Origin of the sequence: Pseudomonas fluorescens (assembly GCF_018614655.1) — a bacterium.
Taxonomy (GTDB): domain Bacteria; phylum Pseudomonadota; class Gammaproteobacteria; order Pseudomonadales; family Pseudomonadaceae; genus Aquipseudomonas; species Aquipseudomonas fluorescens_BX.
In genome coordinates, this window is sequence record NZ_JAGGOG010000019.1 from 135,923 (window position 1) to 162,104 (window position 26,182).

The window sequence follows — 26,182 nt, forward strand, 5'->3', positions numbered from 1 at the left end:
TTTGCGCCAACCCTTCGGATCGCTTTTTGCGGAATCCTTCAAATGAGCCAACAGTTTCAACACGATGTTCTGGTGATTGGCAGCGGTGCAGCGGGATTAAGCCTCGCACTGACCTTGCCGAGCCATCTGCGCATAGCCGTACTGAGCAAAGGCGACCTGGCCAATGGCTCGACTTTCTGGGCCCAAGGCGGTGTCGCTGCGGTGTTGGATGACACCGACACCGTGCAGTCCCACGTTGAAGACACCCTTAACGCCGGTGGTGGCCTGTGCAACGAAGACGCGGTGCGCTTTACCGTCGAGCACAGTCGCGAAGCTATCCAGTGGCTGATCGACCAGGGCGTGCCCTTCACCCGCGACGAAGAGTCCGGCACCGACGACGGTGGTTTCGAGTTCCACCTGACCCGCGAAGGCGGCCACAGCCATCGGCGCATCATCCATGCTGCCGATGCCACGGGTGCAGCCATTTTCAAGACACTGCTCGCCCAGGCCCGACAACGCCCCAACATCGAACTGCTGGAACAGCGAGTCGCCGTCGACCTGATCACCGAAAAACGCCTGGGCCTGCCGGGCGAACGCTGCCTCGGCGCCTACGTGCTCAACCGTGGCAGCGGTGAGGTCGACACCTACGGCGCCCGGTTCACCATCCTGGCCTCGGGCGGCGCGGCCAAAGTCTACCTCTACACCAGCAACCCCGATGGCGCCTGCGGTGATGGCATCGCCATGGCCTGGCGCTCGGGCTGTCGGGTGGCCAACCTGGAGTTCAACCAGTTCCACCCCACCTGCCTGTATCACCCGCAAGCCAAGAGCTTCCTGATCACCGAAGCCCTGCGTGGTGAAGGCGCACACCTGAAACTGCCCAATGGCGAACGCTTCATGCAGCGCTTCGACCCACGGGCCGAGCTGGCACCTCGGGATATCGTGGCCCGCGCCATCGACCACGAGATGAAGCGCCTGGGCATCGACTGCGTCTACCTGGACATCAGCCACAAACCCGAAGCGTTCATCAAGACGCACTTCCCGACAGTCTACGAGCGCTGCCTGGCGTTCAACATCGACATCACCAAAGGCCCGATCCCGGTGGTCCCGGCGGCACACTACACCTGTGGTGGCGTGATGGTCGACCAGCAAGGCCGCACTGATGTGCCTGGCCTGTATGCCATCGGCGAGACCAGCTTCACCGGCCTGCACGGCGCCAACCGCATGGCCAGCAACTCACTGCTGGAGTGTTTCGTCTATGCCCGTTCTGCGGCGGCCGACATCCTCGAACAATTGCCGCGTATCCCGGTGCCCGCCGCCCTGCCCCGCTGGGACGCCAGCCAGGTCACCGACTCCGACGAAGACGTGATCATCGCTCACAACTGGGACGAGCTACGGCGCTTCATGTGGGACTACGTAGGGATTGTGCGCACCAACAAGCGCCTGCAACGGGCCCAGCACCGGGTGCGATTGTTGCTGGATGAGATCGACGAGTTCTACAGCAACTACAAGGTCAGCCGCGACCTGATCGAGCTGCGCAACCTGGCCCAAGTAGCCGAATTGATGATCCGCTCAGCCATGGAGCGCAAGGAGAGCCGAGGCCTGCATTACACCCTCGATTACCCACAGATGCTGCCCGAGGCCCGGGACACTATTCTGGTGCCAGCCACCTACGGCGACTGAACTTCAAGCGCACCCGCAGGCGCCGATGCACATCGGCGACCTGCGAATCCCTCGGCACACAGATCGACCGTACCCACCACTCTCCCCGCACGCGAAAGCGCAGCACCACGATCAACGGCAACGCCAGGCTGTCGGGGCGCAGTTGCACGTTGTGCCAGCCCCGCTCGGGGCTCCAGAGCTGCCACCCGTCAGCATCACGACGCAAGCCGCGAATCGACGAACGGTGAGTCAGCAGGATATGACGCGGCAGGACCCAGCCCGCATGAGCCAGGCAAAGAATGGCGCCCAGCACGGCAGCCCAAAGGGAAACGGCAAGCACCATCAATGCACCCAGCGCGAACAGCTGGGCGAGGAGATACGCCACCAGCAACAGCCGTGAGGCCTGCCAGCGGCATTCGAAGCTATTACTTGGGCTGGACACGATCCAGAATCATCCGAACCATGCGCTGCAGCTCCGGATCTTCCGATTCGGCCCGTTCCATGAACCAGCCGAACATGTCCTGATCTTCGCATTCCAGCAGCTTGCGGTAGCATTCACGGTCGACGTCATTGAGGTGCGCATAGACCTCCTTGACGAACGGTACCAGCAACACATCCAGCTCAAGCATGCCACGACGGCTGTGCCAGTACAGGCGATTGAGTTCTACATCTTCGACCATGGAGCGCTCCTCAAATAGAGCGCAAGTATACAGGCCCAAGAAGCTCGGAACAGTCGGCTTTGGTCGGCATATGGAAACTACCCATTTGCCGGACGCCCCTCTATGATGCACTCATAACTTTTCAACCTGCGATGACCCATGGCTGACTCTGCTTTCTTCTGCCCCCTGTCCCACGAAGGCGTTCTTGCCGTCCGCGGCGCTGACGCTGCCAAGTTCCTGCAGGGACAACTGACCTGCAACCTCAATTACCTGAGCGACACCCAGGCCAGCCTCGGCGCCCGCTGCACCCAGAAAGGCCGCATGCAGTCGAGCTTTCGCATCCTGTTGCAAGGTGACGGCGTGCTGCTGGCCATGGCCAGTGAACTGCTGGAGCCGCAACTGGCGGACCTGAAGAAGTACGCCGTATTTTCCAAATCCAAACTGACCGACGAAAGCACCGCCTGGGTGCGTTTCGGCCTCGCGGATGCGGATTCGACGCTGGTCAGCCTGGGCCTGGCACTGCCGCCTGAAACCGACAGCGTCGCCCGTACTGACGAGCTGATCGCCATTCGTGTCTCCCCTGGCCGCGCCGAACTCTGGGCACCTGCCACACAAGCCGACACCGTGCGCAGCCAACTGGCCGCGCACTTGAAAGAAGGTGATCTGAATCAGTGGCTGCTGGGTCAGATCCGCGCCGGTATCGGCCAGGTCATGGCCCAGACCTGCGAACTGTTCATCCCCCAGATGCTCAACCTGCAAGCCGTTGGCGGTGTCAGCTTCAAGAAAGGCTGCTACACCGGCCAGGAAATCGTTGCCCGCATGCAATACCTGGGCAAGCTCAAGCGCCGCCTCTATCGACTGAGCCTGAACGCCAGCGAGTTACCCGAGCCTGGTACGCCACTGTTTTCACCCAACCATAACAGTGCCATCGGCGAGGTAGTGATCGCCGCGCGGGCCGATCAAACGATTGAACTTCTAGCGGTGCTGCAAGCCGAAGCAGCAGACGCCGGCGATGTGCATGTGGGCACGCTGGAAGGACCAGGCCTGCAGTTGCTCGACCTGCCCTACTCACTGGACCGTGATCGTGAGATCCAGCGTTAATCGCCGTACTTTTTTTGCAGCACCCTAGAGATTAGAAATGAACAAGCTGGCGGAAAAAGTCCAACAGGCTTTGGTTGAGGCCATCGATAACGATGACCTGGTTCTGCCAACGTTACCGGAAGTGGCCCTGAAAATTCGTCAGGCCGCGGAAGACCCGGAGATCAGCATCAGCCGTTTGAGCAAGGTGATCAGCCGCGACACCGCCCTGTCGGCGCGGCTGATCAAAGTGGTCAACAGCCCGTTGCTGCGAGCAACCCAGGAAGTCACCGACCTGCACACCGCCATCACCCGGCTGGGCACCAATTACAGCAGCAATCTGGCCATTGGCCTGGTGATGGAGCAGATCTTCCACGCCCGCTCCGATGTCGTCGAACAGAAGATGCGTGATGTTTGGCGCCGCAGCCTGGAAGTGGCGGGCGTCAGCTATGCCCTGTGTCGTCATCACAGCCAACTGAAAGCTGACCAAGCGGCCCTCGGCGGCCTGGTGCATCAGATTGGCGTGCTGCCGATCCTGACCTATGCCGAAGATCGCTACGAGCTGTTGGCCGACCCGGTCAGCCTCAACCATGTGATTGAAAGCATCCACCCGCTGCTGGGGGACAAACTGCTGCGGGTCTGGGACTTTCCGCAGATGTTGGTGGACGTGCCGGGGCAATACCTGGACCTGACACGCGACTCTGAAAAACTCGATTACATCGATGTGGTCCAGGTAGCGGTTCTGTATTGCCACAAAGGCACTGATCACCCGCTGGCCACGGTGCCACTGTCGACCTTGCCGGCCTTCAAAAAGCTGCGCATCGACCCGCAAAGCCGCACCTTCAGTACCGACCTGGATGAAGCGCGTTCGATGTTTTACTGACTATCCCGCGTTAAAGCTCACCCGTACTTTCAACCCCGCCAACTCACCGTCATGCAGACTGATCTGCGCCAGATGCGCCCGGCAAATTTCCCCGACAATCGCCAGACCCAGCCCCGAACCCATACCCTGTTGATTACGCCGATAAAAGCGCTCGAACACCCGATCCCGCTCATCCAGCGGGATTCCCGGCCCATCGTCTTCCACTTCCAGCACCGCTGGCGCCGTGACCCGCAGGATCACATTGCCGCCCGGCGGTGTGTGGGCCAGGGCGTTGTCCACGAGGTTGCTCAGCAACTCGTTCAATAACGTCGGTTCGCCCCGCAACCACACCGGTTCTTCTGCTTCCAACGCTAGAGCAACGCCCCGGGCATGGGCCAGCGGTGCCATCGCCATGCCCAACTCACGGGCCAACTGGCTCAAGTCCAGCAACTGCGCACCGCCCTCGGCAATCGCCCGGGCACCGTTTTCGATACGGGCCAGGGACAGCAATTGATTGGCCAGGTGGGTCAAGCGATCGGTCCCCTGTGCCGTCGTTTCCAGGGTGGTGCGCCAGGTGGCAGGATCTTCGGCACGCAAGCCCAACTCCAGCCGGGCCTTGAGCGCCGCCAGCGGGGTGCGCAACTCATGGGCGGCATCGGCAATAAACTGCGCCTGGCGTTCGAACTGCCCTCGCAGGCGTTCGGTGAAGTGGTTCAGTGACCGTACCAGCGGCCCCAGTTCATGCTGCACTTCCACCAGCGGCAAGGGCCGCAAATCATCTGGCTGGCGCTCTTCTACCGCCGTGCGCAAACGCTCCAGCGGGCGCAGCGCCGCGCTTACCGCAAACCACACCAGCAGCAAGGCGCCAATGGCCAGCATTCCCAGACGCAACAAGGTATCGGCCATCAGGCTGCGGGCCATGCTGACCCGTGCCTCGTCGGTTTCCGCCACGCGTATTTCCGCCATGCCGTTCATGTTCGGCTCCGACACCGCCTTGAGCAGGCTCACCACCCGCACGTTCTGCCCCTGATAGCGGGCATTGTAGAAGCGCGCCAGGGCGGGGTAATCGTCAGTGCGCAAAGTGCCCGGTGGCGGGCCTGGCAAGTTTTCGTAGCCGGAAATCAGCTTCTGGTTAATGTCATTGACCTGATAGTAAATCCGCCCGGCGCTGTCGTAGGCGAACGTGTCCAGGGCCACATAGGGCACGTCGGCGCTGAGGGTGCCGTCACGTTGGGACAGGCCGGCGGAAATGGTCCGCGCCGAGGCCAGCAACGTGCGGTCATAAGCCGTGTCCGCTGCTTCGCGACCATTCCAATAAGCACTCAGGCCGCTGGCCAGCATCAACACCACCAACAACAGCGCCAAGTTCCACAGCAAGCGCCAGCGCAGGCTGCTGGGCTTATGCATCGCGAGCTTCCAGCAAATAGCCCAGGCCACGGAAGGTGACAATGGCCACCGGCTGGCCGTCGAGTTTCTTGCGCAGGCGGTGGACGTAGATTTCGATCGCGTCGGGGCTGGCTTCTTCATCGAGACCAAACACCTGGGACGCCAACTGCTCCTTACTCATGACCCGGCCCGGTCGGGCGATCAAGGCTTCCAGCACCGCCTGCTCGCGAGAGGTCAAGGTCAGCAGCTCGCCGCCCAGGGTGAAGCGTCGCGTATCCAGGTCATATACCAAGACGCCGCACGTCTGCTGGCGCTCGCCGCCCAATACACTGCGACGCAGCAAGGCCTTGACCCGGGCTTCCAGTTCAGTGAGTTCAAAAGGCTTGGCCAGGTAGTCGTCAGCACCCAGGTTCAGACCGTGGACCCGATCTTTCACATCGCTGCGGGCCGTCAGCATCAACACCGGAAGATTTTTCCCGCGGGCCCGCAAACGCGCCAGCACCTCAAAACCATCCATGCGCGGCAGGCCCACATCGAGGATTGCCACTGCATATTCCTCGCTGCTCAAGGCCAGGTCCGCCGCCACCCCATCGTGCAGCACATCGACGGTCAAACCCGTGCTCTTGAGCGCCTGGGCGACACTTTCGGCTAGCTGCAAATGGTCTTCGACCAGAAGGACACGCATGGATCTGTACCTCGTTCAGGGGTGGACGGCGCCGCCCTTTGTTGACCAACTCGCCCGCGAGTTTACAGGCGCTACCTGCGCTGTGAAGCCCGAAAACATTGAAAGACCACTGAAAGGTTAGTGAAAGCTTCGCCCTTTAGCATCCAGCCACGGTGGGTTACGTCTGCCGAGCTATTTCACCGATAGCGCCCGAAAAACGCCTCGATGCGTTTTCGTCAAATAAGAACAATAACGGGAGTACTCCAACGATGCTGTCTTCACAGCCACAGGCTTGCCCGCCTGTTCGTTTTTCTCGCCTGACCCAGACCGCCCTCGCCAGTGCCGCCGCCCTTGCCGGTTTTTCGCCGGTTGGCCAAGCCGCCTTCTTTGAAGACAGCAGCGCGACCCTCGAAACCCGCAATATGTACTTCAATCGCGACTTTCGCGACGGCACCCGCTTGCAACAATCCAAACGTGACGAGTGGGCTCAGGGCTTCATGCTCAACCTGCAATCGGGCTACACCGATGGCACCGTCGGCTTTGGCGTCGATGCGCTGGGCATGCTCGGGGTCAAGCTCGACTCCAGCCCCGACCGCACCGGCACAGGCCTGCTGCCGACTCACGATGACGGCCGGGCGGCCAACCAGTACTCCAAGCTTGGCGTCACCGGCAAGATGAAGATCTCCGCCACCGAGCTGAAAATCGGCTCGCTGATCCCCGAACTACCGATCCTCAAGCCCAACGACGGTCGTATCCTGCCGCAGACCTTCAACGGCGGCCTGCTGACCTCCAAGGAGTTCAAGAACCTGGTGTTCACCGGCGGCCGCCTGGACAAGGCCAAGGACCGCGACGACAGCAACTACGAAGACATCGCCCTCAACAACAAGAACAGCCGTTTCGTCAGCGGTGCCACCGGCAAGCATTTCAACTTTGGCGGCGTAGACTACAAGTTCGCCGACAAGATCACCGGCAGCTACCACTTCGCCCAGCTCGACGACGTGTACCGTCAGCACTTCCTCGGCCTTGTTGCTTCACGCCCCGCGGGCCCTGGCACCTTCGCCGCCGACCTGCGCCTGGCCATCAGCGATGACACCGGCAGCGCGCGCGGCGGCAATATTGATAACAAATCCCTCAACGGCATCTTCAGCTATGCCCTTAATGGCCATAAGCTCAGCGCCGGCTACCAGCACATGTCCGGTGACAGCGCCTTCCCGTACGTGGATGGCAGTGACCCGTACCTGGTCAACTTCGTGCAGATCAACGACTTTGCCGGCGCCGAAGAACGCTCCTGGCAGGCTCGCTACGACTACGATTTCGCCAAACTGGGGATTCCCGGCCTGAGTTTCATGAGCCGCTACCTGTCCGGCGACAACATCAAACTCAAGAACGGCGAGACCGGCAAAGAGTGGGAACGCAACAGCGAGATCAAGTACGTGGTGCAAAGCGGCACGTTCAAGGATGTGGCTGTGCGCCTGCGTAATGCCACGTACCGCTCCAACTATTCGGCCCGTGATGCGGATGAAGTGCGCTTGCTGGTCAGTTACAGCGTCGCACTGTGGTAGTAGCCCCACCTCATAACAACAATGACGGAGAAACCCATGACCCTTTCACTGCGTAAATTTGCCCTCGCCGCCGGCTGCCTACTGTTCGCCGGCCAACTGCTGGCCGACGAACCCAAGCGCCCGGAATGCATCGCCCCGGCCTCGCCCGGCGGTGGTTTTGACCTGACCTGCAAACTGGCTCAAAGCGCACTGGTCAACGAAAAGCTGCTGAGCAAGCCTATGCGCGTGACGTACATGCCTGGCGGCGTGGGCGCAGTGGCCTACAACGCCGTGGTGGCTCAGCGTCCAGCCGACGCTGGCACCCTGGTGGCCTGGTCCAGCGGTTCGCTGTTGAACCTGGCCCAAGGCAAATTCGGTCGTTTCGATGAAAGCGCCGTGCGCTGGCTGGCAGCCGTAGGTACCAGCTACGGTGCCATCGCCGTGAAAAACGACTCGCCCTACAAAAACCTCGACGACCTGGTCCAGGCGCTGAAGAAAGATCCGAGCAAAGTGGTCATCGGCTCCGGCGGCACTGTCGGTAGCCAGGACTGGATGCAAACCGCGCTGATCGCCAAAGCCGCCGGAATCAATCCGCGAGACTTGCGTTATGTGGCACTGGAAGGCGGCGGTGAAATCGCCACCGCCTTGCTCGGCGGCCATATCCAGGTGGGCAGTACCGACATCTCCGACTCCATGCCGCACATCCTCAGCGGTGACATGCGTTTGCTGGCGGTGTTCTCCGAAGAGCGCCTGGACGAGCCGGAAATGAAGAACATTCCGACCGCCAAGGAACAAGGCTACGACATCGTCTGGCCGGTGGTCCGCGGCTTCTACCTCGGGCCAAAAGTCAGCGACGAAGACTATGCCTGGTGGAAAGCGGCCTTCGACAAGCTGCTGGCCTCCGAAGACTTCGCCAAGCTGCGTGACCAGCGCGAGCTGTTCCCGTTTGCCATGACCGGCCCGGAGCTGGACACCTACGTGAAGAAACAGGTGGCCGACTACAAAGTGCTGGCCAAAGAGTTCGGCCTGATCCAGTAATCGCCCCTCTGTGGGAGCGGGCTTGCTCGCGAAAAACTTCAATGATGACGCGTGCTGCATAGATACGCGCGACGTCCTTGTGTTCTTCGTGAGCGAGCTCGCGCCTACAAGAGTCTCCAAGGAGTTCTCCATGCTCTTACAACGCATTTTCGCCGCCGTGCTGTTGCTGGCTTGTGCCTGCCTGGCACTGATGGCCTGGCCGTATCAGGCGTCATTTTCCTACGAACCCGTCGGACCTCGGGCCTACCCATTGCTGATGCTCGGGCTGATGAGCCTGGCGTTGATCTACATGCTGATTCGTCCGCAAGCGACCAGGCACACTGAAGAAGAGCCGCCACTGGACCGCGAAACCCTGATCAAGATCGGTATCTGCGTAGCGCTGCTGCTGGTGTTTGCCGGCACCTTCGAACCCCTGGGCTTCATTCTCAGCAGCATATTGATCGGCATTCCAATGGCTCGGCTGTATGGCGGCCGCTGGCTGCCCAGCGTGGTGATCATCACGTTGATGAGCGTCGGCCTTTATCTGCTGTTCGACAAAGTCATGGACGTGCCACTGCCCCTCGGCCTGCTCGACGTCCTGGAGAATTGATATGGATACTTTTGGCTATCTGGGCCAGGGTTTCGGCGTCGCGCTGAGCCCCTACAACCTGGTGACCGCACTGTGCGGCACCCTGATCGGCACCGTGGTCGGTCTGCTGCCGGGCCTGGGCCCGATCAACGGCGTGGCGCTGTTGATCCCCATCGCGTTCGCCCTCGGGCTGCCGCCTGAGTCGGCCTTGATCCTGTTGGCGGCCGTGTACCTGGGCTGTGAATACGGCGGCCGGATCAGCTCGATCCTGCTGAACATCCCGGGCGAAGCGTCCACCGTGATGACCACGCTCGACGGTTACCCAATGGCCCGCAAGGGCCTGGCTGGCGTGGCCTTGTCGTTGTCAGCCTGGAGCTCGTTCATCGGTGCGTTTATCGCCACCTGCGGCATGGTGCTGTTTGCCCCGCTGCTGGCCAAGTGGGCGATTGCCTTCGGCCCTGCGGAATATTTCGTACTGATGGTGTTCGCCATCGTCTGCCTGGGCGGCATGGCCGGTGACAAGCCGCTGAAAACCTTTGTCGCCGCGTTGATCGGCCTGTTTCTGTCGGCAGTGGGCATCGACGCCAACAGTGGCGTGTACCGTTTCACCGGCGATAACATTCACCTGACCGATGGCATTCAATTCGTGGTGCTGGTGTTGGGCCTGTTCTCCATCAGCGAGATCCTGTTGCTGCTGGAAAAAACCCACCGTGGCCAGGAGGCGGTGAAAGCCACCGGGCGCATGATGTTCAACTTCAAGGAAGCCTCGGCGGTATTCGTGGTGAACATTCGTTGCGGCCTGCTGGGCTTCATCATGGGTGTGTTGCCGGGTGCCGGCGCGACCCTGGCGTCCGCCGTGGCCTACATGACCGAGAAACGTCTGGCCGGTGCCAGTGGCAAATTCGGCGAGGGTGACATGCGCGGCCTGGCCGCCCCGGAAACCGCCATCGGCGCTTCCGCCTGCGGTGCCCTGGTGCCGATGCTGACCCTTGGCGTACCGGGCTCGGGTACAACGGCGGTGATGATCGGCGCGCTGTCGCTGTACAACATCACGCCCGGCCCGTTGTTATTCCAACAGCAACCGGACATCGTCTGGGGCCTGATCGCCTCATTGTTTATTGCCAACATCATGCTGGTAATCCTCAACATCCCGATGATCCGCATCTTCACCCGCATCCTTGCCGTGCCGAACTGGGCGCTGGTGCCGGTGATCGCCATCATCACCGCGATTGGCGTCTACGCCGTCCACGCCACCACCTTCGACCTGTTCCTGATGATCGGTATCGGCATCTTCGGCTACATCCTGCGCAAGCTGGATTTCCCGCTGTCGCCGGTCCTGCTGGGCTTTATCCTCGGCGGTCTGATGGAGCAGAATCTGCGCCGCGCATTGTCGATCTCCAATGGCGAACTGCAAATCCTCTGGTCGAGCCCGATCACCTTTAGTGTGTGGGTACTGACTGCGTTGATGCTGCTGTTCCCGCTCGTGCGTATCTACCGCAAGCGTTCCCTGCAGCGTCGTGCCGTGGCCGATGTCTGAGGCCACCTTTAAAAACTGGTGGGGAACCCCGCTGGTCGGTCTGCTGGGGGGTTACCTCGCCAGCCAGATCGGCTGGCCGCTGCCGTGGATGGTCGGCTCGTTGCTGGCGATCATCCTGGTGCGCTGCCTGACCCCCTGGCAACTGGCGGAAATTCCCGGCGGGCGGAAATGCGGCCAATGGGTGGTGGGTATTGGTATCGGCCTGCACTTCACCCCGGTGGTGATCGAGCAGGTGATGAGCCACTTCGGCTTGATCTTCGTTGGCGCGCTGGTGACCAGCGTGTCGAGCATTGTCGGTGTGTGGTTGATGCGCCGCAGTGGCGAAGACCGCGCCACCGCGTTTTTCTCCAGCATGCCGGGCGGTTCCGGGGAGATGGTCAACCTCGGCGCTCGCAATGGCGCGGTGCTCAGCCGCGTCGCGGCGGGGCAAAGTTTGCGGGTGCTGGTGGTGGTGCTGTGCGTGCCGGCCATTTTCAAATATCTGCTGGGAGGCGGTACACCGCAGCTTCATCCGGCAGCCGTCGACTGGGCCTGGCTGGCGCTGCTGTTTCCCGTAGGTGCGTTAGTGGCCTGGGGTTGGCAGCGTTTGCGTCAACCCAACCCGTGGTTATTCGGACCGTTGTTGGTCGCTGCCACTGCCAGCGTGGTCTGGGACCTGCACATCGGCTTGCCCGATGGCGGCAGCCAGATAGGCCAATGGCTGATCGGCAGCGGCCTGGGTTGCCACTTCAACCGACAATTCTTTCGCCGCGCACCGCTGTTCATGGGCCGCACCTTGATCGGCACGGCATTGACCATGTTGATCGCAACCCTGGCGGCAGTGGGTTTGAGCGCCTTGACCCAGTTGGATCTGCGCTCCTTGACCTTGGGCATGATGCCCGGCGGCATTGCCGAGATGAGCCTGACGGCGGAAACTTTGCAATTGTCGGTGCCGTTGGTGACCGCGATGCAAGTCATGCGCTTGCTGTTTGTGTTGTTTCTGGCGGAGCCGTTGTTCAAGCATTGGAACAGGCAGCCGGAAAAAATTTAAAGCCGTAACACAGTCAAAATGTGGGAGCTGTCGAGCCCCCACATGGGCTAGCCGGTAAATCCTCTTCTCACACCGGCGGCAATCGCCACTCAATCGGCGTCTCGCCATTCTGCTCAAGAAACTTGTTGGTGCGGCTGAAATGCCCACAACCGATAAACCCGCGATAAGCCGACAACGGCGACGGGTGCACCGACGTCAACACCAGATGCTTGGTGGCATCCACCAGCTTCTGCTTGCCCTGGGCATGAGCGCCCCACAACAGGAACACCAGATGGGGCTGGTGCTCACTGACCACTTCGATAATCCGATCGGTAAAGAACTGCCAGCCCTTGCCCGCATGGGCGTTGGCGTTGGCCCGTTCCACGGTCATGGTGGTGTTGAGCATCAGCACACCCTGGTCGGCCCAGCTTTGCAGGTAACCGTGGCTGGGAATGTCGATATTCAGGTCGCGCTTGAGCTCTTTATAGATATTGACCAGGGATGGCGGCGCCGGCACGCCGGGTTGCACCGAAAAACACAAGCCATGGGCCTGGCCCGGGCCGTGGTACGGGTCCTGGCCGAGGATCACCACCTTGACCTTGTCCAGCGGCGTGGAGTTGAGCGCGTTGAAGATCATCGGCCCCGGCGGGTAGATCTCCTTACCGGCCGCGTGCTCCTGGCGCAGGAACTCGCGCAACTGGGCCATGTACGGCTGGTCGAACTCATCCCGCAGGGCGTGTTTCCAGCTGGGTTCGAGTTTGATACGGTCGTCAGTGGTCATGGTTGCATCATCTAGTCAAAAGAATGAGGCGAACCCTAGGAAAGCCTACTCTGCTTGTCAATTGATCTGACGCAGAACCGGCACTTTCCCACGAAGGGATCATACTGAACGTTCAATTTATCGATTGAGGTCACGATGAACCTGCACTTCGAAGAGCTGACCGGCACAGGCGGCGCCCGCATCGGCATCGCCAGCCTGAATGCTGAAAAGTCCCTCAACGCCCTCTCCCTGCCCATGATCCTGGCCTTGGCCGACCGCCTTGACGCCTGGGCCAAGGACCCGCAGATCGTCTGCGTGCTGTTGCGCGGTAACGGTCCCAAGGCGTTTTGTGCCGGGGGTGAAGTGCGCAGCCTGGTGCAGGCCTGTCGTGAACAGCCCGGCGAAGTGCCACCCCTGGCCGAGCAATTCTTTGCGGCCGAATACCGACTCGACTATCGCTTGCACACCTACCCCAAGCCACTGATCTGCTGGGGCCATGGTTATGTGCTGGGCGGCGGCATGGGCTTGCTGCAAAGCGCCTCGGTGCGCATTGTCACGCCGAGCAGCCGTCTGGCCATGCCGGAAATCAGCATCGGCCTGTATCCGGATGTGGGGGCCAGTTGGTTCCTGTCGCGCCTGCCGGGCAAGCTCGGTTTGTTCCTCGGTCTCACCGGTGCCCAGATGAATGGTCGCGACGCTTTGGACCTGGGCCTTGCCGACCGTTTCTTGCGCGATGAACAACAAGACGAACTGATCGACGGTCTGCTGCAATTGAACTGGCAGGAACAAACCGCAATGCAGCTCAACAGTCTGCTCAAGGCCCTGGCCCAGGAAGCCTGCGACCAGTTGCCCGAAGCCCAGTGGCTACCACGCCGCGCGCAGATCGACGAATGGTTGGATGTCGGTGATGTGCGCTGTGCCTGGCGCGCCTTGAGCCAGCTGCGCGAACACGCCGATCCGCTATTCAGCCGTGCGGGTAAGACCCTGAGCGAAGGCTGCCCGCTGACGGCACATTTGGTGTGGGAGCAGATCCAGCGAGCGCGGCATCTGTCCCTGGCCCAGGTGCTCCAGATGGAATACACCATAAGCCTCAATTGCTGCCGGCATCCGGAGTTCAGCGAAGGTGTACGGGCGCGGTTGATCGACAAGGACCAGCAGCCTCATTGGCATTGGCCGAATATCAACGCTATTCCGGAGGCGGTGGCGGAGGCACATTTCCACAAGGTGTGGGAAGGTCGGCATCCGCTGGCGGATTTATCGGACTACTGAGCGTTGGGGCAGATCAGCGCAGGGATTCATCGACCGTGAATGAACAATTGTCCGGTTGACGGTCGTCACACACATAAATATTCAGACCGAACAAGTCGATGGCGGGCTGCCAGTAAGTGGTGTCGACCAGTGACATGTTCAAAACTTCTTCCTCCATGCCATACCTCAAGGTCACGGGACGGCCCCTGTTTGTCAGGTAGATACATTTTTCCAGGTAGCCATTCTTACGCTCTTGCCCATCACCGGGAACAAAGATAGCGCCGACAAACCTGTCGACAAAATCCTGAGACTTCATCTTTGGGCTTTTCCAAAGCGAATGAGCACTGCCCGCTTGAAAAGCATCCTCAATGTATTTGACCGACGACGGATAAGGGCAACCTTGCTGCGCAATAGCTTGAGTGGTCCAGACCAGCCCCAGGAAAAATAAACACAATTCCCGAATATTCATATTTCGTTCCGTGAATTCACTGTCAAATCGGCAAAGAACAACGTCTTTTCCCACAGGGGACTACAATCCAGGGCCTTAAGATAGCTGTGAAATCTGACAGTACGGATATACAACGCCCACAAAAAAGCGGCGCATCAAGCGCCGCTTAAAATGAAAACTGATTACCGGTGTCCGCCACGGCCTCTACCGTGATCACCGCCTCGGCCATCCCCCCGACCACGGCCACCATTGCCCCAGTGATCACCCCAACCTTGATTGCGGTAAGAGTGGTAACCGGCCCTGGGTCCCGCCGGGTAATAGCGAGGTGCCGGCTGGTAATAACGCGGCGCCGAATAATAACGCGGCGCCGGTGCATAGTAGCCACGCCGGTAGTAGGTCGGGCCACCGCCGTAGTAACCGTTGTAATAGACCGGCGCCGGCGAGGTATAAACCTCGGAACGGTAGTAACTCCCGCCTCCGTCGTAATAGGGCACACAGGCAGAAAGGGTCAGACCGAGCAAAGCGATGATAAGCAGTCGACGATACATGGCGGCCTCCTGGACCGCGAGAAAGCACACACCAGCGACGCTGGGGGCAGCAATCAGCTTTCACTGACTGACGAAACATCTGACATCAAAAACCGAATCTGGTGCGATTTGGACACAGATTGATACATCTGTCTGGCGTGAGAATCCTTCGTTTGCAATAAAGAATCGGGGCTGTATCGTGCAAGGCACACCGGGTTCCACCGGGACTTGTCCGATACAGCCTGAACCGACCGATGACCACACCTCAACTTTGCCCCGCCTGTGGCGCCCGCAACGACTGCGCCCTGGCCGATCCGCGTACTGCCGACCAGGCCTGCTGGTGCTACAGCGTTACCATTGACCCGGCGGTGCTCCAAGCGCTGCCTGATGCACTGCGCAACAAGGCCTGCCTGTGCCCGCGTTGTGCCCAGGTCGACGAGCAACTGCGTGGGGCCGAGCAACCGTAATGCGTGTCGACCGTTTCCTCAGCAACCTGCCCCGCTTCAATCGCCAACAAGTACGCCTGCTGCTGGTGGAACGGCGGATCAGCGTCGACGGCCAAGTGGTCAGCGATCCCCACCACGAAGTGCGCGAGTTCAGCCAGGTCTCGCTGGACGACGAAGTCCTGCAAGCCGGCAAACCGGCGCGCTACTTCATGCTGCACAAACCCCAGGGTTGCGTCAGCGCCACGGCCGACCCGCAACACCCCACGGTGCTCGATCTGCTGAATGAGCCGGACAAGGACGAGTTGCACATCGCCGGCCGCCTGGACTTCAACACCACCGGCCTGCTGTTGATCACCAACGATGGCCAGTGGTCGCGACGCCTGACCCAGCCGCAGACCAAACTGCCCAAGGTCTACTACGTCGAGACCGAGCAAGACATCGGCCCCGAGTACGCGCAGACCTTCGCGGCGGGCCTGTATTTCGCCTTCGAAGACCTCACCACCCAACCGGCCGAGCTGCTGGTGCTAAGCCCCAGAACGGCGCGCTTGAGCATCATTGAAGGGCGTTATCACCAGGTGAAGCGCATGTTCGGCCACTTCGACAACAAAGTGATGCGCCTGCATCGCGAGTGCATGGGGCCGCTGGTACTCGATGAAAACCTCGCCCCTGGCCAGTACCGGGCGCTGACAGACGCTGAAATCCAACAGGTCTGATGACCGTTCAGCCGATGATGGAAAAAAACCACGCTTTCGACTGGCGACCTGGCCCTCATCCTGCTTGAATCCAAACGCCAGCCGCACTATGACTGGCGAGTCATCCATAACCTTCCAAGAAACACTTTGCCCGCCCGCGCCGCTTGATCTGCGGGCATCTTCGGCAAATTGCCCGCCATAACAACACCCGTCGGCCAGCCAACACCGGACCGACATGGGCCCTCACTTCCAGGCGTATGCCTACCTGTCACAAAGCTCGTGCAGAGTGATCTGCGCGCACCACCCGCTTGCCAGGAGTCTTACGACATGAGGCCAGAAATCGCTGTGCTGGATATACAGGGTCAGTATCGGGTTTACACGGAGTTCTATCGCGCGGACGCTGCTGAAAAGACCATCATCCTGGTCAACGGCTCCATGGCCACCACCGCGTCCTTCGCGCAGACCGTGAAAAGCCTGCACCCGCAATTCAACGTGGTTCTGTACGACCAGCCCTACGCCGGTCGCTCCAAAGCCCACAACCGTCACGAGAAAATGCTGACGAAGGAAGTCGAAGGCCAGATCCTTCTGGAACTCATCGACCACTTCGCCGCCGAACACGTACTGTCCTTCTCCTGGGGCGGCGCCGCCACCCTGGTCGCCCTCGCCCACCGCCCTCGCCGCGTGGAAAAGGCCGTGATCAGCTCGTTCTCTCCGGTGATCAACGCCCCCATGCGCGATTACCTGGAACGTGGCGTCGACTACCTCGGCAACCTCGACCGCGACCGCGTGGGGCATCTGGTCAACAGCACCATCGGCAAACACCTGCCATCGCTGTTCAAGCGCTACAACTACAAGCATGTGAGCAGCCTGGCGGAGCATGAGTATGGGCAGATGCACTTTCACATCAGCCATGTGCTTAACAGTGATCGGCTGTGCTACCTCAAGGCGGCCAAGCAAATCGACATTCCAGTGTTGTTTCTGAACGGCGAATGGGACGAATACACCAGTGCCCAGGATGCCAAGTTGTTTGGCCAGCATGTGGCGAACAGCAGCTTCGGGACGATTCAGGCGACCGGGCACTTTTTGGATATGGAGCATAAGGCGGCGTGCCGGGACAGTCGGCAGGCGTTGATGAGCTTTTTGCGGCCGGAGCAACAACCGCGCCGGCTTCGTTACCACCAGTCGCAGGCTCAGCATGAATTCGCGATCTGAACCGAGGTCTCTTGTGGGAGCGGCGGTGCGACGATTCGACTTGCCCGCGATTGTCGATAACGCGTGTTTACGGGTTAAACGCGGCGTTCTTGAATCCATCGCGAGCAAGCTCGCTCCTGCGGAGGCTGCGTTCGTCTCCTGGTCCGAAAGCTGCAACCCACACATTTCCCAAGAAAAACTTCAAATCCCCGCGCACATCTGGTACAAAGTCAGCCGCTCTGAGCGGGTGTCGTATAATGGCATTACTCCAGCTTCCCAAGCTGATAACGAGGGTTCTTATGGGACACTCGCTTTAGGTGAGCATTGAAAGATCAGTAACGCGGGTATGGTTTAGTGGTAAAACTATAGCTTCCCAAGCTATCGATGAGGGTTCGATTCCCTCTACCCGCTCCACTGTCAACACCTTCTCCTACCGCTTCCTTAGCTCCCTCCGCCTCCAATGCTCGACAAGTGATACGCCTCCCTGACAACCCAAAGGGTTAAAATCAGGTGCGCCATAGAGACTTGCCAGACGCAACTTGCGAACACAAATGATCGAAGCGCTAGTCCTTCAAACCTTTCCGCCCTCAAATGCTGCGTCCGCCCAGCACCTCCGCTAGACCAAATAGCGCGATACTCACTGTCGTTCTTCACCTCATCCCACCATATCAGCCTGTCCAGACTAGAGATTCATTCGGCGCGTCGAACAGTTCCCGATATGTGGATGGCTGACGGGCTACTAAGCAAGCGCTTACGTACTATCGCTAGTCTTGCTTGACGCGAATGAAAGCCTGACATACAGCACACCTAGCGCGTTCCAGACAGCGAGACGCCAAAGGTTTACTCGATGGTTGGAGTCCTCATTCCAGCTTTGCGCTGCTTGCCCATACCGTCCAGATTTCCCCTTACCAGCATTGCTGATGGAGGGCCTAAATGGACTGAAGCATTAGCTCGCGCACGAGATTTTACGCCGAAACGAAAGGGAGATGCAGCCGAGCGGTCGGTGCTAGTGCCAGAGGAGTCAGAGGAGTAAATCCGCTGAAAGGCAATGAAGAAGTCGAGATAAGTATTATCCGTAGCTATCTATAAAAGCCACTCGATAGAAAATGTCAATTTAACAAAGTATGTTTTAAATGTAGTATCCCTATCTTCTTAAACCATAGCATGCGTGTCAATTTATGGCAAATCTTTTTTCAATCAATTGTCAAACAACGGGTGTCGGGACTTCGATCCGCCGGCAGGAGCGAACAGCCAACAATCCAGGACTGCCTAGTGTGAATGCTTTCGAGCGCTCAAATGCATGAAGAACGTCAAGCTAATCAGCGGATGCAGCCTGCCCAGCCCCCGTCTTTATGACTCTCGCACCGGGGAACCGATTGATTTATTCAATGGCTATGCCGAATATCGCTTCGATCATATCGTCCATAGAACAGCAAATAATACGAACCAGGCTTACACCTGCCGCGTAGCCAAACTTCTCGACTTTCTTATAGAAATAGGGATCCTCGACGACCAGAAGCAGTTTGATTACGCCAGTACGGTTGCTAACCTACCCCTGTATCGAAAATATTTGACTGAGGGCACGAACAGTAAAGACCCAATTATTCAAGAGTTGGCAAACCGCTTGGAGCGCACCGCCATTGAAGGCGAGTCCGCCGATGGGCATTTGGCGGCGGCTAAAGACTTTCTTTCCTACTTACAACTTAAACAGCTTGAACAATGGGAGCTGGAAAAAAGAATTAATCCGGGCACACCAAAGCCTCCTTCATTCATAGAAACAAAACGTGTCCCCCCAAGCCGAGCAGAAGCTGAGTCAATCGCTCGCAACTCCATTATCGGAGCTCATACCGGTGTTATTAAGGTCACAAGAACTAGGGCACTTGTAAGCACCTCAAAGAAAAGAAAAAAAATAAGAATAAAGGACTTTCCAGCCGCTCACATTTTGGAACTTATTCATCATATCCCACATCCGCTTTATCGATGCTTAGCGCTACTCATGGCAGGTGGAGGCCTACGAGAAAGTGAAGCTATCGCAGTTGAGCGAAGCAACATTGTTTTTGATAAAAAAACAATGACCGCAACAGTGACACTGAATGTTGGCGAAATAGACATAGAGAGTCCTGATGCACTTCCCGACATGAGCGGCTCCAAAGGGCGTAAGACCAACAAGGTATTTATGGTCGAACCTCTTAAAACGATTTTCCTCAAAAACTATGCTGAATATCTTGCGATCCGACCTCTATCCGAATCGAAGTATGCGTTTCTATCGGAATCCAAGAATAGCTACGGCAAATCGCTATTTGAAGAAATTAAGCAAAACACTATAAACAAGACCATTAACCGCGTATTGGCTAAGGCACAAAAGAAAATAATTGCCCTCAATGGCAACAAAGCGTTTACCTGCCACAGCTTGAGACATTTTTATGGAATGTGGTTGAGAAATTGTATCTATATCCCAGGCAGGCCTTGGATAGGACTAGAGACTAAGGAAATTCAGATTCTAATGGGGCATGCGAATGAAGCCACTACAGAAATCTATTCGCGGATTAGTCCGGAAAGACTGCACCTTGAGATTGAAGCAGCAGATAAAGCCTTGATCCTTTTACTTCCAAACCACAGCATGGCAGAGTACAAAGGATTAATTTACTCTGAACTAGCTGAGTATCATTTTAATCAGTCGAAAGCTCAATGATCAACCTTACTGAAAAGCTAATAATATTAAAATATGGCGCTCCATCATTGACGGAAATAGTCGATCAGATAGCGCATGAGTGTCGTCCGAAAGCGGAAATGCGCGATTCGCCAAATAAACAGGCTCGACATCGCTATGCGCTAAACTTGTTATTGGAATTGCGCAATGGATCACCATTCAGTTTGGAGGATTTTTCTGATTTATTCGAGCTATCTACAACCGAAAAGCATTCGACTGAAGAGCTCAATTTTTTATATAAAAAATTGAGCGGAGTTAAAGCGCGTTTTATCAGCGACATACATGGCCTCCAAACACCGCTTCGGGCAATATTTATGCAGCTATGGCATGCAGGCGAGGTTCTCCTACCTTACACATTTACAGATGCTGGTGTAAGCACAAAATACCCAAATCTCCGAAACCAAACAAGCTTCATTACCAGCCTTGTAACTAATGAAAAACGGAACCTTCTTACATGCGCAAATTTATTTAAGTATAAGTTCAGCTGGCGCGAACCGATGGATATCAGCTTTGAAGAGCTTTGGGAGGCAGCACCAGCAGTCTGCGAACTTCAGAGCAAACTACGCACAGATAAAACACTTCGTGTACGCTTCAGGTACCTTTCATGGCTCGAAGTATTTGCCGGTCAATATCCTAACATCGTAACCATAGCGCAAGTAGCTTATCTAAAAAAGTATCATGAGCATTTACATGCAAGCGCAACAAGCAACTACGCTGAAATTGCCAAGTCATACGACGAATTCGTTGACTATTGGAAGGTAGATCCACTGAAGTACGACAAACTCTCTGAGAAGGAAAAGAGCTCTTTACGCTATAGGAGCCGAATCAATCCCAATGCGGTAAAGCGCGGAAAAAAAGTCACAAAACAAGAGGCGGAACTTAATTCTTCTCTAACCAGGGCATCAGCAGCAGACTTTGAAGGATACTCCGCATACGACGGCTACCTATTTATCACCAAAAAAAATAGAAAACAAGGCCGCTCCGAGCCAGCACAATGGGTTGCTAATAACTACTATCACGGTGTCAACGGCCTAGACACCGAGGTTACTGGTAGATTTTGGAAAGCCGCAGCCCAAGCTTTGACTGACGATATGAAGTCCCATGGCTACTCCCGAAGTCACCGTAAATCGGTTCAAGCCAACATAAACCTTTTACTTGATTATGTCTTCCTCTACTTAGCTCTGTGGTATCGAGAAAATTTAGTTACTACTTATGAGCCTCCGCTATATGTCAACGATTTTGATCGTACTCGCTTTTGGTCATCTATACGGGATACAAAGTCTCTATTTTTCACACAAGGAGAAGACGCAGAACGACCATTGACGCTATTGGCCATCTATGTAAAAACCAGAACAAAAAAAGCCGCAAAGCGGTTTTGTCGAGATATATACGATTTTTTTGAGTTCTGCAGAGCTCACAGAAAAGAAATATTCGTAAATGGATCTTCTATTGCGCCGGAAGATTTTGACAATCCAGTATTTTTAAATTTGGATGCCCCTGGATCTGGCGGAAGAACTCAAACAGATAAAGTGCCTCTACCTATCGACAGTGTTGCTATCGCTCGTGCCTATATCACCTCACTAGACAGAGTAGGCTGTTTAATTAGGGACAAGATCATCAGCGGAGCAATTAGTGCTGAGTGCGCGAAGTCACTATCCAAAGATACATGGATTGATCTGTCTACAATCGGGATCGAAGAAACGATCATCATTCAAGGAGGTGAAACCGAGAAACTAATAATCCAGCTAGATGAGATAATCAACTCTTATCACTGGAAACTATATGACTACACCAGGCCAGACGGTTCTAAAATTTTTGTAATGTTACCTTGGATGTCATCACTGCGTATGCTTCAAGTAGCGCTTTTCGGCGGGCAACGGGTACAACATGCGCAATGGTTGGACGTATACACTTTTGACTTTTATGAACCGCCCCCTCACGCCCCCTCAAGGGGGTGGTGCTCATTACTCGTAAACACGGACAAGTCCGGTGAAGAACATATATCGAGCATTCCACATAGCGTATTCGAGGCGCTTCTAGACGAACGAAATTTCCAGCTAGAGACCTATGCACTACCGTACACTTCTGTCCATTATGAAAACGATGAAAATAACGGAACTTACGATAAGATTTTTCCCTTATTTCGTAGTTTTTGGAATTCAACAGGTTTGCCGTTTAGCGACACCACATATAGCAAAACCTGGGTAAAAGTTCTCCAAGGAATAGAGCGGGAGTTCAATAAGTTAGTCCCTGAACAGCGCCAACATGCTTTTGTCTACCAAAACGACCAAGGCCAATGCTTTGCTCATCATACTCCCCACAGCCTGCGAGCAAGCTGGATTACTCATCAGAAACTCTATGGCCATCTGGACTATGGCCCAATTGGAAAGCAAGTCAGCCACAAGAGTCCAAGCACCAGTTCCTACTACGTTAAAATTGAGCAGGAATACTTGGAAAATGCCATCTCTATAAGTGATGGAAAAATGATGCAGGCGTCGATTCAAAGGCTGATGGGTGTAACCACCATCCAGCCGTCCAGCTCGAAGTCATCACTTCAAAAAGGATGGAGGGAAGATAGATCCAGATGTCTAGGCCAGCAACACGCAGTTAGCAAATTTTCTGGTCTGATCGAAACCATGCTATCCGGCAAAGATCTTATCAATGAGTCTACGCAAAGTCGCGTCGCTTTTTTGACCATTTGTATTTGTATGCTCAATGGGAAATGCCCCTCAGAACTCTTAGCATTCACCCACTCTCCTCAACATTGTGGTTTGTGCCCATATGCCGTCTTTGGCCTAGACCACTTGGGAGCACTGCATGCCAAAGTCCGACGCTTGACCGATGAGATCGACACTGCAAGGGAAAGGCTCAAATATATCAGCTCCACCCAAGTCAGTTCTCTAGAAAATGAGGAAGCCAATCGCCGTCTAACGCTGTTATGCCTTGAGCAGGCAGGTTACGTTCAAGCAATCGAAATTCTCAACAAGCGGCTCACATTAGAAGGACGTTTAGACGGATTCATTTGCCGCCATCGGGAGATTGATCAGACACTTACCATTGACGTCGACATGGACGATCCGATACAGCGAATTTTCGCACAGATCCTAGACTGGAAACTATATCCTGCGTTTGCTAGCGAACATTATCCCGCAACTCTTTACAAGTTGGCCAAAACACCAGAGCTAAAAAATCTGCTGCCACAAACGCTTGAAGAGAGTGATATCTATGCCAATCAAATCCTCAGCATTATCAGAAGCGGAGTTACTAGCTTCGAAGCTGTCACTCAACTGATGCAAAATAAACCATCAGAACTAGCTCATGAAAAATATTAATACTAAACCTATGGCGGGCAAACCTGACAACCTTGCTAATTTCAAGGCGCTACAAAAGAAAGAGACAGCCAAACGAATTAGACAAGCGATTTCGTATCTCAAACAAAAAAAAGGCAATACTTTTAAAACTAAAACAAAATTGGCCAACGCGCTGGCGAGTCATGCAGGCGTATCGGTATCTCTGATACTAAGGAGCACAAGTCCACACGCTCAATTATTCAACGAGGCAATAACTCTACTCACAGAATCTTGCGTTTTTTCCAAGGAAGCGCGGTCAATTCCTACAGAGGCACTCCTGGCTAAGGTTGCCGAACTAGAAAACAAAGTTACTGCATATGAACGTATCATCCAAGATTTGAGTAAGAGAGTAACGACCTCAAAGCAAAATACAACAACGGGCACTGATAAACGGGATTTTGAATTAACGTGTCGACTGGTATTAATGATCCTCAAGAGCAATCCAACATTGCAATTCGACGGATCCAACCTACTGGACTATGGCTCATTAACCGGCACACCTGAAATCATTGCAACCACTGATGAAACATCCTATTACTTAACATGGCAAGCCAATGTCCAGCACTGACCTTTTAAAGAGGCTCAACGAATTAAATCTTTCAAATTCAACGGCGTTAAAGCTGAGAAATCAGTTTGTTAAACTCCTAGAAAGCGGAGATGAATTGCCCATACTTGGTAAGAGATTGAACTTGTCCGTAGTGGCCCAGTCGATTGGCGCGACTAGGCAGATATTCTACAAGGGCCGGGGTTCTCCTGAGATAGCTGAGCTACGAGCGCTAGTGGAGCACTCTATTACCCAAGCATGTGCTTCCGGTATGGGACATAGCTCCCACACAGACAACCCCACAAACACATTCAACGATATCGCCTCCGAGAACACAAGATTGCAGAGTTTGCTAAAACGTAGCAGAACCATTGAGAGTTTAATTGAGCGTGGGGTACCACTAATCCTATGAAATCCCATACTGCATTTGTATTAGACATACGACAAAATATTAAGGGAGGATACATAGTTGTATACTATCAACGTGGACACACTCAAAGCGTAACAGCTCACCTGACTGAAGATACTTGGCGATCGTCTACATTAGTTCCATTGTTTTCATATAAGCTTACTTTTATTAAGTCCATAGTAGGACTGTCCATTTCGATTGCAGACGAAATCCCTCGCACTCCCCCCGAAACGTGGATTGCATTGAAAGCGCTGCTCAATGCTGAAAATGCTAGGCTGTCAAGGCGATTATTCAAAATGCCGCAGTTGAAAGATATCGACCTAGATGACACAGATGCGCTAAATACTTTAATGTTGATTTCAGACCGCCCTTTGGGTGAATGGGCAATATCGACGTGGAAAAGGCATTTACTCTTAGCAAAAGCTATAAAAAAGCTGGCCAGCATTGGATGCGCTTATAAAAACTGCCGCCATTATTGTGATATTCATGGCGACAAATCAATGTATATGATCGCTTCCAGGCCTCAGACGGTATTACCATTCTTAAACAACGACTGCGCAGAAAAATTTCTATTGCAAAGTGAAAATAACGAGCACAAAGGCTCACTCTCACTTCTTACCGAGTTTTTAAAACATGCAATTAACGGACGAACAGTTATCCGTCGTTCTGAAATTCCGCCGAAACTACTTGATTCAATATCTTTCTGCGTAGACGAGAACTGGGTAATTGTTCATAACGACCATCTACAACTGTCTAGCGTCGGCGTAATCGAAAACATAATTCGCGACTTTTTGACTCAGCACTCCCGAGCTTTTCATCCGAGATACTCAAAACTTGAGGTTCACCAAGCACTAGATCGTTGGAAATGGCTCGCATATTGCCACACAACTTTATTAGACCCCGAAATATATTCAGACCTTTTAAATCATAAAATTATTATGTGGATGATGCTATCGCATAGGACAATTGCACTATCAATTGAAAGTTATCTTGCAATCCACAAAATCGTTGTCAAAACGCCCGTGCACATAGTCGCGTTAAGCGAGCATATCTATAATGATTCTTCCTTAAAAAAATGCTCAATCCCTATTTCCCGAGCCACCGAACCCGCACCGTCCAATTACTCTACCTCCATCATTATTGGCGCGGAAGCTGCTTCGACTCACCAGCTGCATCAACTTTTCAAATCCCTCACTCCCAATACACAAATTATTTTCATGGTCAGTACGTCACCTCATCTACTCAGAGGAAGCCCACTTTACCATTTAATCAAATACTATCCCAACACGTTCCTGCCCAACAATAACTCAACAACATTTGAGAGAAGTGCATCAATACCAATTAATGACATTCTGTCAAAACTCACACCGAGTATCGACGAGCCATACGTAACTGATAACTACGAGCTTTCGAGGCTAATTAACGACAGCCACAAAAATGAAAAAGGAGATAAAATATTAGTAATTTCTGGCGAACCTTTTAACAAAGGCGCCATGGTAAAAATTGAGTTTATGAGCGGCAAGCTCAAAGGAAGCTTACTCCATGGTAAGTTATGCTCCGTTTCAAAAAAAGGGGTGCTAATCGATCATTTTGGCCAGTTCCATCTCATTCCAGAGCATGACGCCTTAGAGGCTAAGTGGAGTCTGGGGTACTCTGTACACATCGCTAATATTCCAAGACTTCGATTGAAGAAGTTCAAGATATTACTATCAGAAAAAACAACTGACCAGATGACTCTCCAATATGTGCAAAGCCTAATAATCGAGCAACAAGGGTCTTCCATTCAGTGGTACGAACCGTCAGATTTTGTATCTGAGACATACCCTAGGTGTCAGCGTATCACCCCGATCATCGAATAACCGCTTTATATTTTTAGAG

The 26,182-nt window shown here is 55.1% G+C and carries 23 protein-coding genes and 1 tRNA gene; 17 read left to right on the top strand and 7 right to left on the bottom strand.

The genetic code is table 11. The annotated features are described in order from the left end of the window. The first annotated feature begins 42 nt into the window (after nt 1-42). Nucleotides 43-1,659, top strand: coding sequence for an L-aspartate oxidase (gene nadB, locus J7E41_RS20285; RefSeq protein ID WP_214995594.1), 1,617 nt, complete (start codon nt 43-45; stop codon nt 1,657-1,659). Here the strand turns inward: nadB and J7E41_RS20290 are convergent. After that, nucleotides 1,628-2,080, bottom strand: coding sequence for a hypothetical protein (locus tag J7E41_RS20290; protein WP_214995596.1), 453 nt, complete (start codon nt 2,078-2,080; stop codon nt 1,628-1,630). The genes nadB and J7E41_RS20290 overlap by 32 nt on opposite strands. After that, entirely contained in the window at nt 2,064-2,318 is a 255-nt protein-coding gene (locus tag J7E41_RS20295; RefSeq protein WP_155584976.1) for a succinate dehydrogenase assembly factor 2, read from the bottom strand. The genes J7E41_RS20290 and J7E41_RS20295 overlap by 17 nt, the downstream gene beginning before the upstream one ends. A gap of 138 nt (nt 2,319-2,456) precedes the next feature. On the opposite strand from J7E41_RS20295, the gene J7E41_RS20300 reads away from it, so the two are divergent. Beyond that, nucleotides 2,457-3,398 carry a YgfZ/GcvT domain-containing protein gene (locus J7E41_RS20300; RefSeq protein WP_214995598.1) on the top strand — a complete coding sequence of 314 codons (942 nt, stop codon included), beginning with the start codon at nt 2,457-2,459 and terminating at the stop codon, nt 3,396-3,398. Between the two features lie 37 nt (nt 3,399-3,435). Further along, entirely contained in the window at nt 3,436-4,257 is an 822-nt protein-coding gene (locus J7E41_RS20305; RefSeq protein ID WP_214995600.1) for an HDOD domain-containing protein, read from the top strand. Here J7E41_RS20305 and J7E41_RS20310 read toward each other — a convergent pair whose 3' ends face one another. Together J7E41_RS20310 and J7E41_RS20315 are read right to left on the bottom strand one after the other, a co-directional pair. Next, the gene (locus J7E41_RS20310; protein WP_214995602.1) at nt 4,258-5,643 is read right to left on the bottom strand and encodes a sensor histidine kinase; all 1,386 of its coding nucleotides are present in this window, start codon (nt 5,641-5,643) and stop codon (nt 4,258-4,260) included. After that, nucleotides 5,636-6,307, bottom strand: a complete 672-nt coding sequence (locus J7E41_RS20315; RefSeq protein ID WP_214995604.1) for a response regulator — start codon at nt 6,305-6,307, stop codon at nt 5,636-5,638. Before J7E41_RS20315 ends, J7E41_RS20310 begins: the two co-directional genes overlap by 8 nt. Nucleotides 6,308-6,555: 248 nt before the next feature. Here J7E41_RS20315 and J7E41_RS20320 point away from each other — a divergent pair, with 248 nt between their 5' ends. From J7E41_RS20320 to J7E41_RS20340, 5 genes are all read left to right on the top strand, one after another. Further along, nucleotides 6,556-7,848, top strand: a complete 1,293-nt coding sequence (locus J7E41_RS20320; RefSeq protein ID WP_214995606.1) for an OprD family porin — start codon at nt 6,556-6,558, stop codon at nt 7,846-7,848. A 36-nt stretch (nt 7,849-7,884) separates the two neighbouring features. Then, nucleotides 7,885-8,865: a Bug family tripartite tricarboxylate transporter substrate binding protein gene (locus J7E41_RS20325; protein ID WP_214995608.1), complete on the top strand. Its 981-nt coding sequence runs from the start codon at nt 7,885-7,887 to the stop codon at nt 8,863-8,865. A 130-nt stretch (nt 8,866-8,995) separates the two neighbouring features. Further along, nucleotides 8,996-9,454: a tripartite tricarboxylate transporter TctB family protein gene (locus J7E41_RS20330; RefSeq protein WP_214995610.1), complete on the top strand. Its 459-nt coding sequence runs from the start codon at nt 8,996-8,998 to the stop codon at nt 9,452-9,454. Nucleotide 9,455: 1 nt separating this feature from the next. Then, nucleotides 9,456-10,970 carry a tripartite tricarboxylate transporter permease gene (locus tag J7E41_RS20335; RefSeq protein WP_214995612.1) on the top strand — a complete coding sequence of 505 codons (1,515 nt, stop codon included), beginning with the start codon at nt 9,456-9,458 and terminating at the stop codon, nt 10,968-10,970. Further along, nucleotides 10,963-12,000 (top strand): AbrB family transcriptional regulator, encoded by a 1,038-nt coding sequence (locus J7E41_RS20340; RefSeq protein ID WP_214995613.1) that lies wholly within the window; start codon nt 10,963-10,965, stop codon nt 11,998-12,000. Before J7E41_RS20335 ends, J7E41_RS20340 begins: the two co-directional genes overlap by 8 nt. A gap of 67 nt (nt 12,001-12,067) precedes the next feature. On the opposite strand, the gene ung is transcribed toward J7E41_RS20340, so the two are convergent. Further along, entirely contained in the window at nt 12,068-12,760 is a 693-nt protein-coding gene (gene ung, locus J7E41_RS20345) for a uracil-DNA glycosylase (protein ID WP_169353341.1), read from the bottom strand. 135 nt (nt 12,761-12,895) lie between these two features. On the opposite strand from ung, the gene J7E41_RS20350 reads away from it, so the two are divergent. Next, nucleotides 12,896-14,008 carry an enoyl-CoA hydratase/isomerase family protein gene (locus tag J7E41_RS20350; RefSeq protein WP_214995616.1) on the top strand — a complete coding sequence of 371 codons (1,113 nt, stop codon included), beginning with the start codon at nt 12,896-12,898 and terminating at the stop codon, nt 14,006-14,008. A gap of 13 nt (nt 14,009-14,021) precedes the next feature. Here the strand turns inward: J7E41_RS20350 and J7E41_RS20355 are convergent, their stop codons facing one another. After that, nucleotides 14,022-14,456: a DUF3757 domain-containing protein gene (locus tag J7E41_RS20355; protein ID WP_214995618.1), complete on the bottom strand. Its 435-nt coding sequence runs from the start codon at nt 14,454-14,456 to the stop codon at nt 14,022-14,024. A 161-nt stretch (nt 14,457-14,617) separates the two neighbouring features. Further along, nucleotides 14,618-14,983 (bottom strand): hypothetical protein, encoded by a 366-nt coding sequence (locus J7E41_RS20360; protein WP_214995620.1) that lies wholly within the window; start codon nt 14,981-14,983, stop codon nt 14,618-14,620. Between the two features lie 233 nt (nt 14,984-15,216). On the opposite strand from J7E41_RS20360, the gene J7E41_RS20365 reads away from it, so the two are divergent. The 8 genes from J7E41_RS20365 (at nt 15,217) to J7E41_RS20400 (ending at nt 26,163) form a co-directional block, all read left to right on the top strand. Beyond that, on the top strand, nt 15,217-15,429 hold the full coding sequence (locus J7E41_RS20365; protein WP_214995622.1) for a cysteine-rich CWC family protein: 213 nt from the start codon (nt 15,217-15,219) through the stop codon (nt 15,427-15,429). Continuing rightward, entirely contained in the window at nt 15,429-16,121 is a 693-nt protein-coding gene (locus J7E41_RS20370; RefSeq protein WP_214995624.1) for a 16S rRNA pseudouridine(516) synthase, read from the top strand. The genes J7E41_RS20365 and J7E41_RS20370 overlap by 1 nt, the downstream gene beginning before the upstream one ends. Nucleotides 16,122-16,427: 306 nt before the next feature. Beyond that, complete coding sequence (locus J7E41_RS20375) at nt 16,428-17,312, top strand: alpha/beta fold hydrolase (RefSeq protein ID WP_214995626.1); 885 nt, start codon at nt 16,428-16,430, stop codon at nt 17,310-17,312. Between the two features lie 319 nt (nt 17,313-17,631). Then, a tRNA-Gly gene (locus tag J7E41_RS20380) sits at nt 17,632-17,705 on the top strand. A gap of 886 nt (nt 17,706-18,591) precedes the next feature. After that, nucleotides 18,592-19,983, top strand: coding sequence for a tyrosine-type recombinase/integrase (locus J7E41_RS20385; protein ID WP_214995628.1), 1,392 nt, complete (start codon nt 18,592-18,594; stop codon nt 19,981-19,983). Then, complete coding sequence (locus J7E41_RS20390; protein ID WP_214995630.1) at nt 19,980-23,333, top strand: hypothetical protein; 3,354 nt, start codon at nt 19,980-19,982, stop codon at nt 23,331-23,333. Before J7E41_RS20385 ends, J7E41_RS20390 begins: the two co-directional genes overlap by 4 nt. Further along, nucleotides 23,320-23,919 carry a hypothetical protein gene (locus tag J7E41_RS20395; RefSeq protein ID WP_214995632.1) on the top strand — a complete coding sequence of 200 codons (600 nt, stop codon included), beginning with the start codon at nt 23,320-23,322 and terminating at the stop codon, nt 23,917-23,919. The genes J7E41_RS20390 and J7E41_RS20395 overlap by 14 nt, the downstream gene beginning before the upstream one ends. 384 nt (nt 23,920-24,303) lie before the next feature. Continuing rightward, nucleotides 24,304-26,163 (top strand): hypothetical protein, encoded by a 1,860-nt coding sequence (locus tag J7E41_RS20400; protein ID WP_214995633.1) that lies wholly within the window; start codon nt 24,304-24,306, stop codon nt 26,161-26,163. The last annotated feature ends 19 nt before the right edge of the window (nt 26,164-26,182 follow it).

What these genes read in the sequence shown, in the direction of transcription:
- J7E41_RS20350 (WP_214995616.1), top strand. Translation starts at nt 12,896, where the DNA reads ATGAACCTGCACTTCGAAGAGCTGACCGGCACAGGCGGCGCCCGCATC.
- J7E41_RS20365 (WP_214995622.1), top strand. Translation starts at nt 15,217, where the DNA reads ATGACCACACCTCAACTTTGCCCCGCCTGTGGCGCCCGCAACGACTGC.
- J7E41_RS20385 (WP_214995628.1), top strand. Translation starts at nt 18,592, where the DNA reads ATGAAGAACGTCAAGCTAATCAGCGGATGCAGCCTGCCCAGCCCCCGT.
- J7E41_RS20310 (WP_214995602.1), bottom strand. Translation starts at nt 5,643, where the DNA reads ATGCATAAGCCCAGCAGCCTGCGCTGGCGCTTGCTGTGGAACTTGGCG.
- J7E41_RS20400 (WP_214995633.1), top strand. Translation starts at nt 24,304, where the DNA reads ATGAAATCCCATACTGCATTTGTATTAGACATACGACAAAATATTAAG.
- J7E41_RS20390 (WP_214995630.1), top strand. Translation starts at nt 19,980, where the DNA reads ATGATCAACCTTACTGAAAAGCTAATAATATTAAAATATGGCGCTCCA.
- J7E41_RS20355 (WP_214995618.1), bottom strand. Translation starts at nt 14,456, where the DNA reads ATGAATATTCGGGAATTGTGTTTATTTTTCCTGGGGCTGGTCTGGACC.
- J7E41_RS20335 (WP_214995612.1), top strand. Translation starts at nt 9,456, where the DNA reads ATGGATACTTTTGGCTATCTGGGCCAGGGTTTCGGCGTCGCGCTGAGC.
- J7E41_RS20325 (WP_214995608.1), top strand. Translation starts at nt 7,885, where the DNA reads ATGACCCTTTCACTGCGTAAATTTGCCCTCGCCGCCGGCTGCCTACTG.
- J7E41_RS20375 (WP_214995626.1), top strand. Translation starts at nt 16,428, where the DNA reads ATGAGGCCAGAAATCGCTGTGCTGGATATACAGGGTCAGTATCGGGTT.
- J7E41_RS20360 (WP_214995620.1), bottom strand. Translation starts at nt 14,983, where the DNA reads ATGTATCGTCGACTGCTTATCATCGCTTTGCTCGGTCTGACCCTTTCT.
- nadB (WP_214995594.1), top strand. Translation starts at nt 43, where the DNA reads ATGAGCCAACAGTTTCAACACGATGTTCTGGTGATTGGCAGCGGTGCA.
- J7E41_RS20395 (WP_214995632.1), top strand. Translation starts at nt 23,320, where the DNA reads ATGAAAAATATTAATACTAAACCTATGGCGGGCAAACCTGACAACCTT.
- J7E41_RS20295 (WP_155584976.1), bottom strand. Translation starts at nt 2,318, where the DNA reads ATGGTCGAAGATGTAGAACTCAATCGCCTGTACTGGCACAGCCGTCGT.
- ung (WP_169353341.1), bottom strand. Translation starts at nt 12,760, where the DNA reads ATGACCACTGACGACCGTATCAAACTCGAACCCAGCTGGAAACACGCC.
- J7E41_RS20370 (WP_214995624.1), top strand. Translation starts at nt 15,429, where the DNA reads ATGCGTGTCGACCGTTTCCTCAGCAACCTGCCCCGCTTCAATCGCCAA.
- J7E41_RS20315 (WP_214995604.1), bottom strand. Translation starts at nt 6,307, where the DNA reads ATGCGTGTCCTTCTGGTCGAAGACCATTTGCAGCTAGCCGAAAGTGTC.
- J7E41_RS20305 (WP_214995600.1), top strand. Translation starts at nt 3,436, where the DNA reads ATGAACAAGCTGGCGGAAAAAGTCCAACAGGCTTTGGTTGAGGCCATC.
- J7E41_RS20340 (WP_214995613.1), top strand. Translation starts at nt 10,963, where the DNA reads ATGTCTGAGGCCACCTTTAAAAACTGGTGGGGAACCCCGCTGGTCGGT.
- J7E41_RS20300 (WP_214995598.1), top strand. Translation starts at nt 2,457, where the DNA reads ATGGCTGACTCTGCTTTCTTCTGCCCCCTGTCCCACGAAGGCGTTCTT.
- J7E41_RS20320 (WP_214995606.1), top strand. Translation starts at nt 6,556, where the DNA reads ATGCTGTCTTCACAGCCACAGGCTTGCCCGCCTGTTCGTTTTTCTCGC.
- J7E41_RS20330 (WP_214995610.1), top strand. Translation starts at nt 8,996, where the DNA reads ATGCTCTTACAACGCATTTTCGCCGCCGTGCTGTTGCTGGCTTGTGCC.